Origin of the sequence: Nonomuraea cypriaca, assembly GCF_015645445.1 — a bacterium.
GTDB lineage: Bacteria > Actinomycetota > Actinomycetes > Streptosporangiales > Streptosporangiaceae > Nonomuraea > Nonomuraea cypriaca.
In genome coordinates, this window is the sequence record NZ_JADOGI010000069.1 from 31,449 (window position 1) to 45,083 (window position 13,635).

14 protein-coding genes are annotated in these 13,635 nt (G+C 71.0%); 8 read left to right on the forward strand and 6 right to left on the reverse strand.

Annotated features, from left to right (window positions below; all coding sequences use genetic code 11):
• Nucleotides 1–22: 22 nt before the first annotated feature.
• Together ITP53_RS23125 and ITP53_RS23130 are read right to left on the reverse strand one after the other, a co-directional pair.
• Entirely contained in the window at nucleotides 23–490 is a 468-nt protein-coding gene (locus ITP53_RS23125; RefSeq protein ID WP_328815462.1) for a DUF1003 domain-containing protein, read from the reverse strand.
• Between the two features lie 20 nt (nucleotides 491–510).
• Nucleotides 511–1,788: a magnesium transporter MgtE N-terminal domain-containing protein gene (locus tag ITP53_RS23130; RefSeq protein WP_328815464.1), complete on the reverse strand. Its 1,278-nt coding sequence runs from the start codon at nucleotides 1,786–1,788 to the stop codon at nucleotides 511–513.
• A gap of 96 nt (nucleotides 1,789–1,884) precedes the next feature.
• Here ITP53_RS23130 and ITP53_RS23135 point away from each other — a divergent pair, with 96 nt between their 5' ends.
• Nucleotides 1,885–2,871, forward strand: a complete 987-nt coding sequence (locus tag ITP53_RS23135; protein WP_195897513.1) for an EamA family transporter — start codon at nucleotides 1,885–1,887, stop codon at nucleotides 2,869–2,871.
• A gap of 119 nt (nucleotides 2,872–2,990) precedes the next feature.
• On the opposite strand, the gene ITP53_RS23140 is transcribed toward ITP53_RS23135, so the two are convergent.
• Nucleotides 2,991–3,359 carry a hypothetical protein gene (locus ITP53_RS23140; RefSeq protein ID WP_195897514.1) on the reverse strand — a complete coding sequence of 123 codons (369 nt, stop codon included), beginning with the start codon at nucleotides 3,357–3,359 and terminating at the stop codon, nucleotides 2,991–2,993.
• Nucleotides 3,360–3,418: 59 nt separating this feature from the next.
• On the opposite strand from ITP53_RS23140, the gene ITP53_RS23145 reads away from it, so the two are divergent.
• Both ITP53_RS23145 and ITP53_RS23150 read left to right on the forward strand, forming a co-directional pair.
• Entirely contained in the window at nucleotides 3,419–3,745 is a 327-nt protein-coding gene (locus tag ITP53_RS23145) for a hypothetical protein (protein WP_195897515.1), read from the forward strand.
• Nucleotides 3,746–4,129: 384 nt separating this feature from the next.
• Complete coding sequence (locus ITP53_RS23150; RefSeq protein ID WP_195897516.1) at nucleotides 4,130–5,062, forward strand: HpcH/HpaI aldolase/citrate lyase family protein; 933 nt, start codon at nucleotides 4,130–4,132, stop codon at nucleotides 5,060–5,062.
• Here ITP53_RS23150 and ITP53_RS23155 read toward each other — a convergent pair.
• The gene (locus ITP53_RS23155; RefSeq protein WP_195897517.1) at nucleotides 5,052–5,597 is read right to left on the reverse strand and encodes a DUF6529 family protein; all 546 of its coding nucleotides are present in this window, start codon (nucleotides 5,595–5,597) and stop codon (nucleotides 5,052–5,054) included. The genes ITP53_RS23150 and ITP53_RS23155 overlap by 11 nt on opposite strands.
• Complete coding sequence (locus ITP53_RS23160; RefSeq protein WP_195897518.1) at nucleotides 5,594–6,346, reverse strand: hypothetical protein; 753 nt, start codon at nucleotides 6,344–6,346, stop codon at nucleotides 5,594–5,596. Before ITP53_RS23160 ends, ITP53_RS23155 begins: the two co-directional genes overlap by 4 nt.
• Nucleotides 6,347–6,446: 100 nt before the next feature.
• On the opposite strand from ITP53_RS23160, the gene ITP53_RS23165 reads away from it, so the two are divergent.
• Both ITP53_RS23165 and ITP53_RS23170 read left to right on the forward strand, forming a co-directional pair.
• On the forward strand, nucleotides 6,447–7,442 hold the full coding sequence (locus tag ITP53_RS23165; protein WP_195897519.1) for a CPBP family intramembrane glutamic endopeptidase: 996 nt from the start codon (nucleotides 6,447–6,449) through the stop codon (nucleotides 7,440–7,442).
• A gap of 803 nt (nucleotides 7,443–8,245) precedes the next feature.
• Nucleotides 8,246–10,795, forward strand: a complete 2,550-nt coding sequence (locus tag ITP53_RS23170; RefSeq protein ID WP_195897520.1) for a beta propeller repeat protein — start codon at nucleotides 8,246–8,248, stop codon at nucleotides 10,793–10,795.
• Between the two features lie 160 nt (nucleotides 10,796–10,955).
• Here the strand turns inward: ITP53_RS23170 and ITP53_RS23175 are convergent, their stop codons facing one another.
• Nucleotides 10,956–11,351 (reverse strand): NUDIX hydrolase, encoded by a 396-nt coding sequence (locus ITP53_RS23175; protein WP_195897521.1) that lies wholly within the window; start codon nucleotides 11,349–11,351, stop codon nucleotides 10,956–10,958.
• Between the two features lie 74 nt (nucleotides 11,352–11,425).
• On the opposite strand from ITP53_RS23175, the gene ITP53_RS23180 reads away from it, so the two are divergent.
• From ITP53_RS23180 to ITP53_RS23190, 3 genes are all read left to right on the forward strand, one after another.
• The gene (locus tag ITP53_RS23180) at nucleotides 11,426–12,052 is read left to right on the forward strand and encodes a DUF6758 family protein (RefSeq protein ID WP_195897522.1); all 627 of its coding nucleotides are present in this window, start codon (nucleotides 11,426–11,428) and stop codon (nucleotides 12,050–12,052) included.
• 52 nt (nucleotides 12,053–12,104) lie between these two features.
• A complete protein-coding gene (locus tag ITP53_RS23185) occupies nucleotides 12,105–12,821 on the forward strand; it encodes an MBL fold metallo-hydrolase (protein WP_195897523.1) in 717 nt (238 codons plus the stop codon).
• Between the two features lie 93 nt (nucleotides 12,822–12,914).
• A partial coding sequence (locus ITP53_RS23190; RefSeq protein WP_328815469.1) for a RecB family exonuclease occupies nucleotides 12,915–13,635 on the forward strand: 721 nt, incomplete at its 3' end.

The following is a 13,635-nucleotide window of genomic DNA, read 5'->3' on the forward strand; positions in this document are numbered from 1 at the left end:
GGCCAGATCGCCAAGCTCGACGTCACCTGCGCTCCGTGAGCTCCTCCAGCAACCTGCTCAGCTCCGCGCGCAGGTAGTCGCGGGTGGCGACCTCGCTCAGCGCCAGGCGTAGGCCGGCGATCTCGCGGGTCAGGTATTCGATCTCGGCCTGGTTGCGCTCGGCGGCCTCGCGGTCCGCCTCGTACTGGATGCGGTCCCGGTCGCTCTGCCGGTTCTGGGCGAGCAGGATGAGGGGCGCGGCATAGCTCGCCTGCAGCGACAGCATCAGGGTGAGGAAGATGAACGGGTACGGGTCGAACTTGAGGTTCGGGGGCACGACGACGTTCCAGATCACCCAGACCGACACGAACACGGTCATGTAGACGAGGAACCGGGCGGTGCCGAGGAAGCGGGCGATCCGTTCGGAGAGGCGGCCGAACGTCTCCGGGTCGTAGTGCGGGCGCAGCGAGGGGCGCAGGGCTCTGGGCTGGTCCAGCCGGTCGGTCGTCACGGTCCGTCCCCGCACGGTCATCACGGCCGGCCCTCGCGGTCGGCTCGTTCATGGTCGTCGCGGTCCGGCTCCTCGCGGAGGGTGGCGTCGTGGTCGGCGAGGCCCGCGCTCTCGCGCCAGTCCTCGGGAAGCATGTGGTCGAGTACGTCGTCGACCGTCACCGCGCCCACGAGCCTGCCGAGCTCGTCCACGACGGGCGCCGCGACGAGGTTGTAGTTGGCGAGGTAGTAGGTCACCTCGCGGACCGTGAACTCCGGCCTGATCGGGTCGATCGACGGGTCGATCACGGCGCCGAGCAGCGTGGACGGCGGCTCGCGCAGCAGCCGCTGGAAGTGCGACACGCCCAGGTACGTGCCCGTCGGCGTCTCCGTGGGCGGCCGGGTCACGTAGACCTGGGCCGCCACGGCGGGCGTCAGATCCTGAGACCTGATGTGCGCGAGCGCCTCGGCCACGGTGGCGCTGGGCGGCAGGATCACCGGTTCGCTGGTCATCACGCCGCCCGCGCTGTGCTCGGGGTAGGTGAGCAGGCGGCGCACCGGGGCGGCCTCGCCAGGCTCCATCAGCGCCAGCAGCCTGGCCGCCTGCTCGTCGGGCAGGTCGTGCAGCAGGTCGGCGGCGTCGTCCGGGCCCATCTCCTCCAGTACGTCGGCCGCCCGCTCCGGCTCCAGGGTGCCCAGGATGCCGATCTGGTCGACGGGCGGCAGCTCCTCGAGTACGTCGGCCAGCCGGGTGTCGTTCAGGGCGCGCGCGATCTCCTGCCGCCGCTTGCTCGGCAACTCGTGCAGCGCGCTCGCCATGTCGGCGGCCCGCAGCGACTCGAACGCGGCGATCAGCCCCGCCGCCCCCTGGTCCTTCTGCAGCGTGTCGAACCCGGACACCTCGCTCCAGTCCACGGTCCGCGGCTCGCGTCGCCTGCGCTTGTAGAGGGCGACCTTGGTGATCTCCCAGGTGGACGGCTTGATCTCCTCCATCGCCACGTCGTAGACGGTCATGGGCTGGTCGCCGAGGCGCACGGTGAGGTCGAGCATCTCGCCGATGACCAGCGTCTCGGTGGCGCGCTGCTCGAACCTGCGCATGTTGAGCCGGCCGGTGAAGACGACGGCTCCGGCCTCGATGCGGCGTACGCGGGTGATGGGCAGGAACACCCGGCGCCGCGGCTGGACCTCCACCACCAGTCCGTGCACGGTGGGCCTGCGGGTGATGCGCAGGCCGACCACGACATCCCGTACGCGGCCGATCTGGTCGCCCGCCGGGTCGAAGACCGGCGTCCCCGGCAGCCGGGCCACGAAGATCTGCACGTGGCCAGGCTAACAGTGCCGTCCCGTTGCGCCCGGCACGCCCAACATGTCAGTATCAAAACCGCTTAACGGTGATTACTGACCAGGTGGTGGCGAATGAGGTATGCGGGACTCGCGCTCGCGTTCGTGTCCTCGTTTTGTTTCGCGTTCTCGGGGCCCATGGCCAAATACCTCATCGCGGCTGGACTGGCGCCGATCGAGGCGGTCTGGACGCGGATGGCGGGCGCCGGGCTGCTGCTCGTGGCCGTGCTGGTCGTGGTGAAGCCGCGGGCGCTGCGCATCCCCCGGTCGAGGCTGCCGTTCTTCGGGCTGTACGCGATCATGGCGGTGGCGGGCGTGCAGTCGCTCTACTTCGTCGCGATCACCCGGTTGCCTGTGGGGATCGCGTTGCTGCTGGAGTTCATGGCGCCGGTGATGGTGGTGGCCTGGGTGCGGCTCGTACGCAAGGTAAGGCTCGCCCCGGCCGCGTACGTCGGCGCGATCGTCGCCGTCGTGGGCCTGGCCATCGTCGTGGAGGCCTGGCAGGGGTTGCGGCTGGACGCCCTGGGACTGCTGCTCGGGCTCATGGCCGGGGCGTGCTGCGCCGGATATTTCCTCATGAACGATAGCTTCGGCGACGACGTGGACCCGCTCGGACTGATCGCCTGGGGCATGATCGGGGCGGCCGTGGTGCTGATCCCGTTCGCCCAGCCGTGGAACATCCCCTGGGGCGCCTTCACCGTCTCCGCCACCCCCGCCGCGGGCGGGCAGACGTTGCCGGTGCTGGCGGCGTACTTGTGGATGGTGCTGATCGCGACCGTGATCGCGTACATCCTGGGGGTGAACGCCGTGCGGCGGCTGTCGGCCGCGGTGGGCGCCACGGTCGCCTCGCTGGAGGTCATCGGCGGCGCGGTGGTGGCGTGGGCGCTGGTCGGCGAGACGCTGGGCGCGCTGCAGATCGTGGGCGGCCTGATCGTGCTGTCCGGCGCGCTGCTCGCCCAGACCGCCACCGCCAAGGTGCAACCGGCTCCCGCGCCGGTCCCCGAGGCGGAGCCGCTCACCACACCGGGGGGCGAAGCGGAGCCGGTCACCTCGCCGGGCTGAGGTGCGGGACGGGTTCAGGGGCCGGGGCGAGGCGCGGGACGGTTTTCAGCGGCCGGGCTGAGGCGCGGGACTCAGCGGCCGGGCTGAGGCGCGGGACGGTCTTCAGCGGCGTGGATGGCTCAGGTCACCGGGGTGAGGCGCAGGACGGTGGAGTCGCGGGCCCAGCGTTCGGTGAGGTGGTCGCTGTCGCGGGCGTTGAGCCGCTCCTTGGCCAGCACCGCCACGGCGTCCGCCGCGGCGGCCTGGTCGACCACCGAGACCGCCGCCTCGAACTCCACCAGCCTGGCCCCGTTGTCCTTGCTCCGCAGCGTGACGCGCACGCGGCTGAGCGACTCCAGGCCGGGCAGTCGCTGCTCCTCGCCGCCCGTGACGAGGTAGATCGAGCCGTCGTGCCAGGCGTGCCAGGCCAGTCGTGGCCGGTCCAGAGTGAGCCAGAGGATGCCGGACTTCTTGGCGCCCTCCTGGATGGCCGAGGTCTGATCGCTCACAAATGAGACTGTACGCGGCGGAGGCTGAACCGTCGCCCCGGTGATCCCGTAGCACGGGCATGCGCCCGACCCCTCTCATCCTCCTCCTGGCCCTCGTGACCGCCTGCGGGAGCGCCACGACCACGGCGGCACCGGCCGGCCGGCCCGCCGCGCCGCTCGAATGCGCCTCGGAGCCGCCCACGGGCCGTTTCGACACGGAGGTGCTGTATCAGGTCCATCTCGACTACCGGCCGTACGAGACGCCGGAGGAGCTCGCGCGGGAGGGCGCGGAGGTGGTGGTCGTGGGCCGGGTGACCGGCCGGCTGTCCGGACCCGTGGTCGAGGAGGGCATCCCGGGCTTCGAACGCGCCGTGCCGACCGGTACGCGCGGGTGCTGCTGTTCTTGACCTCCTCCCCTCGTGCACGAGAGGGATTCCAGTCCTCGCGAACCGGACCTTCCTGCTTCATCGGCGACAGCCCTCACCACCATCCCGGAGGATCACAGTGACCGGTCTTACATGGCCTCCACAGGCTTCACATCCCGCCAGCCCGGCGGTAGACCCGCCAGGCTTGGTCATCGCCTGGCAGACGAGAGTAAAGATAGCACCAGCGTCGTACCGTAGGCGTCCGATCGCCGAGGCGCGGACGGGACCGGGCGCGCGGTCGGCGGCCGGACCGAGTTGCCCGCTTTGCCCGGCTGGAACGAGCCGTGCGGCATCGACGGGGTCGTCGCCCGCCTCCAGGCGGCCGGGCTCAAGCCCGCCCAGTAGCGTGCCCAGTAGCGTGTTCGCATGCGCTCACGTCGATCTGTGCTGGCCGTGCCCGGCAGCAACCCCAAGTTCCTGCAGAAGGCCCAGACCCTGCCCGCCGACGAGGTCTTCCTCGACCTGGAGGACTCGGTCGCGCCACTGGCCAAGGAGGAGGCCCGCGCGAACATCGTGACCGCCCTGCGCGAGGGCGACTGGTCAGGCAAGACGCGGGTGGTCAGGGTCAACGACCTCACGACGCAGTGGACGTACCGGGACGTGATCGAGATCGTCGAGGGGGCGGGGGAGTTCCTCGACTGCCTGATGCTGCCCAAGGTGCAGGACTCCACCGAGATCGTCTGGCTCGACACCCTGCTCACCCAGATCGAGAAGACCATGGGCTACGACGTCGGCCGCATCGGCATCGAGGCGCAGATCGAGAACGCCCGCGGCCTGGTCAACGCCGACGCCATCGCCGGGTCGTCGAAGCGCCTGGAGACGCTCGTGTTCGGCCCCGCGGACTTCATGGCGTCGATCAACATGCGCACGCTCGTCGTCGGCGAGCAGCCGCCCGGCTACGAGGAGGGCGACGCCTACCACTACATCCTCATGCGGCTGCTCATGGCCGCCAGGATGCACGACCTGCAGGTGATCGACGGCCCCTACCTGCAGATCAAGGACATCGAAGGCTACCGGCGGGTCGCCATGCGGTCGGCGGCGCTCGGGTTCGACGGGAAGTGGGTGTTGCATCCCTCCCAGATCGAGGCGGCCAACGAGGTGTTCTCGCCGTCGCAGGAGGACTACGACCACGCCGAGCTCATCCTGGAGGCGTATGACCACTACACCTCGGTCGAGAAGCGCGGCGCGGTCATGCTGGGCGACGAGATGATCGACGAGGCCTCGCGCAAGATGGCGCTCGTCGTGGCCGCCAAGGGGCGGGCGGCCGGGCTGGCCCGTACGAAGAGGTTCACACCTTGAAGCCGATCGCGGTGAAGAACCAGAACGACGAGGTCAGCCAGAGCCCGACCAGCGCGGTGAACGCCAGCCCGCCCAGCACGGGCAACGTCCAGCCGGGCGCGTCGCGCTTGGGCAGGGCCAGCATCTTCGCGGTGAACACGCCGTAGAAGAAGCAGCCGAGCAACGAGTGGGCGAGCACCCGCGGCACGTCGTACTGCAGGCCGAGGGCGTAGAGGCAGTGGAAGGCGACGGGGATCGTGAGCAGGAACGCGATGCGGCCCGACCAGCGGTGCACGCCGGCCGGGATGTCGATCCCCAGCTTGCCCCACATCGACAGGGCCGACACGACCTGTACGAACGCCAGCACGAACGCGCCCGTCGTCAGCCACACCTTCATCGGCAGCGCCGCGGAGAAGCCGGCCACGCCGACCGCGAACCCGGTGGGGGTGTGGGCCCGGCCGTAGACGCCGAGCGCGAGCACCACGAGGCCGCCGGTCAGCAGCGGCACCAGGAGCGTGGTCAGGCCGCGAACCGGCCGCTGGTGGATGGCGGTCATTGCATCTCCTCGATGAAGCCGTCGACGTCCTTCGGGTAGAGCGTGGTGTCCTCGAGGGTCACGGGGGCGGTCGGCTGCCCGCTGTCCAGCTCGGGAACGTCGAGTTGCTCCTCGTTCATGAAGGCGGTGCCCACCTGGTAGTAGCCGCCGTTCGGGTTCTTGATCATGATCCAGCCGGCCCGGAACTTGGCGCCTCTGACGACCGCCGTGGCCCGGTACAGGCCCGACGGCTTGACCACGGTGGGGGCGACGAAGCTCCACTTCTTACCGCCGACGGTGACCGAGCCCGCGGCCTCACCGCCGGCCAGTTCTGCCGTGACCTTGGAGCGGGCGTTGGCCACGCCCTTCAGGTTCAGCTCGCCCGCCGACTCCTGGCCCTTGAACCAGGTCTCGATCCGCCCGTCGCAGAAGTAGCCGACGGCCTTGCCGTTCCTGATCGAGATCGCGATGAGGGCGCCGTTGCCCTTCACCCGCCCGCCGTAGTCGGCCTTGACGATCTTCTTCGGCGCGGTCTGTGCCGGTGAGGGGGACGGCTCGGCGGTGTCGCCGGACGCCTCGGGGGTGGTCTCGGACGGTTCGGCGGTGTTCTCGGGCGCCTCGGCGGTGGTCTCCTCCACGGCCGGAGCTTGCGCTGCTGTGCCGGCGGCCTCTTCGTTGGCCGCGGGTGCCGCGGTGACGCTGGCGACACCGAGCCCCACGGCGAGCACTGCTCCCGCCGCGAGGGTGATGACAGGTCCCAGCCTTGACATGGACTGCTCCCAGGGTCGAAATCCCGTACGCCTCCGAGCATCCGCCTAAATAGGGGGGCCGTCTGTGAACTAATGCGCATCGGATGGACAGAATGAAGGGATGCACGAAAATCCAGGGCCCTACCCCTCGTTCGGCACGCCTCCGCCGCCCGGCCATCCCTTTCCGCCGGTGCCGCAACCGCGATCCTGGTTCGTGCCGGTCCCCAGCGGCGCGCGCTACGACCACCTCGCGAGGATCCCCGGGGCCAAGCCGTGGCGGGCCATCGTCGGCACGCTCCTCATCGCCGTCGGATTCGTCGCGGTCAGCGCCGTGGTGCTGGTCGCGGGCATGGTGGTGGCGACGCTGCTCGGCATCTCCATGCCGCTCGAGCCCACCGGGGCGCTCTTCGGCGACCCGGTGCTGAGCCTGGTCGTGGCGCTGCTCGGCATCGCGCCGATGCTCCTCCTCGTGTTCGGCACGGCCGCGCTCGTCCAGCGCCGCCGTCCGGGGAGCCTCTCGTCCGTGGCCGGCCGGCTGCGCTGGTCCTGGCTGCTTGGCTGCCTGGGGTTGAGCGTGCTGGCGCTGGTGCTCGGGCAGGTCACGCAGTTCCTCGCGCTGTCGCTTACCGGCGAGAAGTACGACATGTTCGGCTGGGTCGGCTGGCAGGCGTTCCTGCCGCCGCTGATCGCCATCGTGCTGCTGGTGCCGTTCCAGGCGGCCGCCGAGGAGTACGTCTTCCGCGGGTGGTTCGTGCAGGCCCTCGGCGTGCACGTACGCAATCCCATCTGGGCCATCCTCATCGGGTCGGCGCTGTTCGCCTCTCTGCACGGGTACGGATGGGCGGGGCTGGCCGACGTGTTCGCGTTCGGGGCGGTGATGGCGTGGCTGGTGGTGCGTACCGGGGGGCTGGAGGCGGGCATCGCGCTGCACGTCATGAACAACATGCTCGCCTTCGGGCTGAGCGCGGCCACCGGTCAACTGGAGGGCGCCCTGATTCAGGAGACGGTGGCGGTGCCCTGGCAGTCATTGCTGGGGAGCGTGGTGCAGCTCGGTGTGTACGCGTTTAGTGTGTTGTATCTATCCAGAAAGCGGTCAATAAGCACTATTTCGGGATAAGTCCGGCTAGACGTGTCGGGAATCTCGCTAGAGAGGTCTCGCTATTCCGGCTCAACCATGCTGGTCTGGATCCTGTGAGACGGCGAGGGATTCCCGGAGGTGTCCGCCCGGTGAGGACATGACACGACGCATCAGCCCTTAACGGTGATCGACCTTCTGGAACGGTCCGCGGACCGCTCCTGCACGACTAGCTCGACGAGGAGGTACGGCGCGTGGCCTCCGGCCCCAGCGAACCGCCACCGCGACCGCCGGGTGACGACCCGCGTCCCGAAGACGCGTCGGAACCGCATTCCGCCCAAGAGCCCAGGATCAGCCACTCACCACCCGGTCCCACTGACGACCGGGCCAGAGGGCTGCCCCTGACCTCTCCGTGGGGCATGCCGCCCTTCACCGCGCCCATCCCGGAGGACGAGCCGCAGGAACCACCCAAGGGGCGCAGGCCGTACAGTTCGCCGACGGCCGAGCCCGAGGCCGAACCGCGGCGCCGGCCCCGCCGCGTCGTCAACCGCCCGGACAAACTCGTCGCCTCGGGCCCACCCCGCTCAGAAACCGCCCCACCGGGCTCTGAATCGGGCCCGCCCAGCTCTGAATACGGCCCGCCCAGCTCTGAAACAGGTCCAGAAACAGGCCCGTCGCGTTCAGAGGCCGGCCCGGCCCTTTCAGAAACGGGCTCGCCTTCAAAGGTCGGCCCCCTCTCTTCCGAAGTCGTCCTGCCCCGCTCGGAGGAGGAAGAGGAAGAGGCGCCCGGGGAGCTTGAGACGCGGCCCGAGCGCGACGTCCGCACGCTCCCGTACCGCCTGGTGGTGCCCGCCAAGGAGAGCGCCGGTGAAGAGGCGCCCAGGGAAGAGGCGCCCGGGGAAGAGGCGCCCGGGGAAGAGGTGCCCGAGGACGAGGCGCCCGGGGATGAGCGGCCGGGGGAGGCTGCGGAGGTGGAGGAGGTGCGCCGGGTCGGGCGGCCGCCGGCGGGGCGGCCCACGAGGCCCGACCTCCTGGTGGCGACCGGCACGCCGCGCCCAGGCGGGTCGAGCGGCAGGCATCACCGCGGCCCCGCCCCCGCCGCCGTACGCAGGTCCAGCCCCGTACACCATCGCAACAGGGCCGCCCCGATCGCCCTGTCCCTGGCCGTGGCGCTCCTGGTGGCCACCGGCGTGCTGGTGTGGCAGTGGAGCGGCACAGAGACCCCGAGCCTGCGCCTGGAGGCAGGCACCGGACGTTCGGGCGACGAGCTGTTCACCGTCCCCGCCTCGGGCGACGGCACCGTACAGAAGCTCAACGACATGACGTCGGTGGGCCGCGCGGTGGTGGCGGTCGGCAGCGACACGACGAGCCCGACCCCGCGCCCGCTGTTCCTGTTCTCGCCGGACGGTGGCAAGAACTGGCGGCTCGGGCAGGTCAGTGGCGTCTCCACGCCCACGGTCCAGCGCGTGGTCGGCGGCGACGGCCGGTGGCTGGCCAGCGGTGGCGACGGCCAGGCGGGCGAGCTCGGCCTGTGGACCAGCGCCGACGGGCTCAGCTGGGCGGCCGTGGAGGCGCCGGGGCTGGCCGCGTTCCGGACAGGTGACCATATTTACGACATCGCCAGGACGGCGTCCGGGTTCGTCGCCGTCGGGCGTACGACCGGAGAGGACGGCGGCACCGGTCCCGCGGCCTGGCGCTCGGGCGACGGCAGGACCTGGGACCGCGTCGAGACCAGGGGGCTGGAAGTACGGGAGCTCAGGGCGGTGGTCGCCCAGGGCGACACGGTCGTGGCCATCGGGCAACCCGCGGTCGGCGAGGGATCGCGGGTCGTCCGCTCGGCCGACGGCGGCCGCAACTGGCAGGTGACCGGCTTCCAGCTCCCCGAGGCCACGCCGCGCACCGGGACGCTGGCCGTGCTGCCCAAGCGGTTCGTGCTGGTGCCGACGCGGCAGCGGACGATCGCGGGCGACGTACGCGTCTACTGCTCGCCGACCGGCGCGCAGTGGTCGCAGTGCGGGTCCATCGGCGACCTGAACGGCCAGAGCCCCGGCGTGGAGTCGCTGATCTCCTACCAGTCGGGCGTCGCCGCGATCGCGCAGGCCGGACTCGGCAGGTATTCGGTGCTGACCACCAAGGACGGGCGCGGCTGGGCCAAGCGGGCCGACCTGGACGACCTGTCGGGCGCGACGCTGCGCGGGTTCACGATCGCCGAGGGCGGCACCCTGTTCGCCGGGGGCGACCAGGCCGCCTCCGACGTCGACAACCAGCTCGTGCTCATGACCGCGCCGCCGCGCGGGGAGGCGTCCCGCGTGCCGCTCGGCCGGGTGGAGGGCCTGACGCGGGTCGAGCGCGAGACGACCGGTCTGGCCGGTTTCGAGGGCAGGTACGTGGCGGTCGGCACGGCCTCGGGCGACGCCGGCCTGTGGACGATCAAGGACTGGCAGCGCTGGAAGTCGATGAGCATCGGCGGCGCCGGGCGGCAGCGGCTGGAGGACGTCGCGCACGGCGCCCGCGGCTGGCTGGCCGTCGGCGGCACCGAGACGAACGTCGCCGTCACCGACCCCCTCCTCGTCACCTCCACCGACGGCGAGAGCTGGAAGAACGTGAACGTCGCCGGCGACCTGGCCCGCGACGCCGGCCACCCGTACCTGGGCACCCACGTGGTGACCGCGGGCGAACACGGCTACGTGCTGGCCGGCGAGCAGAAGGACCCGTCGGGCGAGGTGAGCGCGGTCATGTGGTTCACCTCCGACCTGCGCAAGTACACCAGGTCGAAGAAGCTGCCGCAGGGCGGCTCCGGCGTGCGGATCCACGACGCAATCGGAATCTCGGGCGGGTTCGTGGCGGTGGGCGGCTCCGGGTCCGGCGACAAGGAGAGCAGCGTGGTGTGGTACTCGGACGACGGTCTCAACTGGACCGCGCACGAGCGCGTCGCCCCGGAGGGCGCGACATCGGCCGGACTACGGCAGGTCACGACTTATCAGGACGTCACGACTGATCAGGACAAGGTGGTGGCCATCGGCACGGCGCTGGCGGGAGGTTCCCGGCGGGCCTTCGCGGCGGTCTCCGGCGACGACGGCGCGACGTGGGAGACCGCCTGGCTGCCCGCCGACCAGGCGGCGGCGGTGTACGACCTGGCCGCGGCGAAGGAGGGACTGGTGGCCGTGGGCTGGCACGGCGTTCCCGGTGAGGGCGACAGCGCGGCCTGGACCTCGCAGGACGGGTTGTCGTGGAACCGGATGGCGCTGACGAAGGACCGGCTGGCCGGCCAGGGGACGCAGTGGCTGACGGCGGTGGCCGTGTCGGGAGCGGAGGTCGTGGCGCTCGGGCGGTCGACGACGTACCAGGCGGACCACCTGATCCTCTGGACGTCCAGCCTGACGTCCAGCAGATAGACCCGGCGCGTGGGGCAGGCGGCGCCGCGACCAACCGAGGCCGGGCGGGCGGCGCCGCCACACACGCCACCCCGCCCGGCGGGGCGCCCGTACACGCCACCGCCCCCGGCTGGGCTTCGGCCGGGCAGGACGCCGTACACGCGACCGTGCCCGGCGGGGCTCAGCGGGGCAGGACGTCCCAGTCCGTGAGCGACTCCAGCAGACCTTCGGAGAGCGGCAGCCGTGCCAGCTCGTCCGCCGTGCACCAGCGCACGTCGGCGGCGTCGTCACCGGCCGCCGCCACGCCGCCCGCCACGCTCGCCAGATAGTCGCGGATCTCGTACGTGACCCCGCCGGGACCCGGGCGGTCCACCGTGCCGGCCAGCCGCCCGACCTCGACGCGCAGCCCGGTCTCCTCCAGCACCTCGCGCCGCAGGGCCGCCGCGTCCGTCTCGCCGGGTTCCAGACGGCCGCCAGGGATCGACCACAGGCCCATGCCCGGCGGATGACCCCTTTTGATCAGGAGAAGCCGGTCAGAGGCATCGAAGATGATCGCGCCCACACAATTTACGCGCACATGACCAAGATTACGGCGTGATAACGCGAAGCGGTCTTGACGCGGCCGGGGCGGACGAAGCACCGTGGGTAGCTGTGAGAGCGGCTCCAACCTGCCCACGGTGTTTTGGCCCGCTTCACGGGCCGAGCGCCTGGTCGAGTGCGTTTCGATGCAACACGCACGGTGACGTCCTGCCGTACCAGCCTCCGTGGCCGCCGACGAGCGTGGCGCTGGAGGCGATACGAAAGAACTCTGTGGTGCCCGTGTGGCTGCCGTGGCCGCTGCCGTCCGGTTGGCTGGTGACCGGGTTCGGCGAGGTGGGCGACCAGCGCACAGGCGCTCGTGCCAGCGTGGTCGCGCTCACCGGGCCTTCGCTGATGGAGGGGCCTGCCGACCTGCTCGTCATCGCCGAGGAGCCGGGCATCGGGATCGGCGCCGCGTTCGCCGGGCTCGACGGTCCCGACCCGGGCGAGGGTTTCGACTCCGGCCCGCCGAACGCGAAGATCGAGGTGCTGGGCCATCCCACGGCGCTGTGGTGCGTCGGCGGACCCGACGACCGCGCGGTCTACGCCGGTGAGGCGCGCGGCAACTGGCTGTGGACGATCTGCTGGCCGGCCGACGCGGGCTGCCTGATCGCGCTGGCCGAGTTGTCGCTGATCGACGTCCGGGATCACGAGCTGGACGTGCCGTTCGGCGCCTTCTCGCCCAGACTTGAGGATTAGGTCCCGTGCGGACGATTCGCGCTCTCATGCAGACGGACTAGAGTTCTGAGGCGTGACAGCGCGTATCGAGCGAGTGGTGACCGAGGGCGTCGTCGACATCGACGGCACCGAGCACAAGGTCGAGAACAACACGTGGATCGTGGGCGACGACGACGAAGTGATCGTCATCGACCCGTCGCGTGATTCCGACAAGATCCTGGAGCAGGTGGGCGAGCGGGAGGTGCTGGCCGTCATCTGCACGGCGGGCCTGCCCGACCACGTCTCGGCGGCCATCGAGGTGGCCAGCAGGGACGAGGCCGTGGTCGCCCTGCATCCCAAGGACAAGCCGTTGTGGCGGGAGACCTGGTCGGAGACCTGGCCCGACATCGACATGGAGGACGACGGCATCTTCGGCGTGGCCGACGTCCAGCTCGATGTCATGGAGACGCCCGGCGTCACGCCAGGCGGCGTGTCGCTCTACTGCGAGGCGCTCGGGGCCGTGTTCACCGGCAAGGCCCTGCAGGCCGACGGTCCCGGCAAGCTGGGCGGCGAATACCCCGCCCTGGCCGACCAGCTGACCACGATCGGCGGGCGGCTGTTCACGCTGCCCGGCGACACGCGGGTGCTGGCCGCCCACGGCGACGAGGTCACCATCGGCGACCTGGAGCCGCTCTTCGACGACTGGGTGTCGGGATCCCTGACCCGCGTCGACACCGACACCTCCGCCGAGGGCCCACTGAGCGACGGCACCCGGATCTCCGGCATCAAACTCAACCCGGACGAAGACTAGGTGCCCGCCGAACGGGGTTCGGCCATGAACACGCATACCCAGCTTCCGCTTGAAGGGATGCCGCGGCGGCTTTACTCGTGTACGCCGTCGCGGTTGAACGCATGGCTCGACTGCCGCCGCCGCTACCGGTTCAGCTACCTGGACCGGCCGCAGCCGTCCAAGGGGCCCGCGTGGGCGCACAACAGCGTCGGGGCGAGCGTCCACAACGCGCTGGCGGGCTGGTGGCGGGAGCCCTATGAGCGCAGGACCCCGCTGACCGCGTCCATCCTGCTCACCAACGGGTGGATCGGCGAGGGATTCAAGGACGCCGAGCAGTCCGGACGGTGGCTGGGCCGCGCCCGCGATCTCGTGTCCGGATATGTCGCGACATTGGATCCTGCTGATGATCCGGTCGGCGTCGAGCGCACCGTCGCCACCCGTACCAAGGTCATCGCATTGTCCGGCCGCATCGACCGGCTCGACCGGCGCGGTGACGAGCTGGTCGTGGTCGACTACAAGACCGGGCGCCGCCCGCTCACGCAGGACGACGCCCGCGGGTCGCTGGCGCTGGCCGTCTACGCGATCGCCGCCTCGGCGATGATGCGTACGCCGTGCCGTACGGTCGAGCTCCACCACCTGCCCACCGGCGAGATCGTCGAGTGGCGGCACACCGAGGAGTCCCTGGCCAGGCACCTGGGGCGGGCCGAAGAGGTCGCCACGGAGGCCGCGGCGGCCGACGAACGCTACCGGGACCTCATGGGCGGCCGTCCCGCCGTACGTCCCGCGCCCGGCACGCCGGTGGGACCCGCGCGGGTGCCGGACGAGATCGACGCCC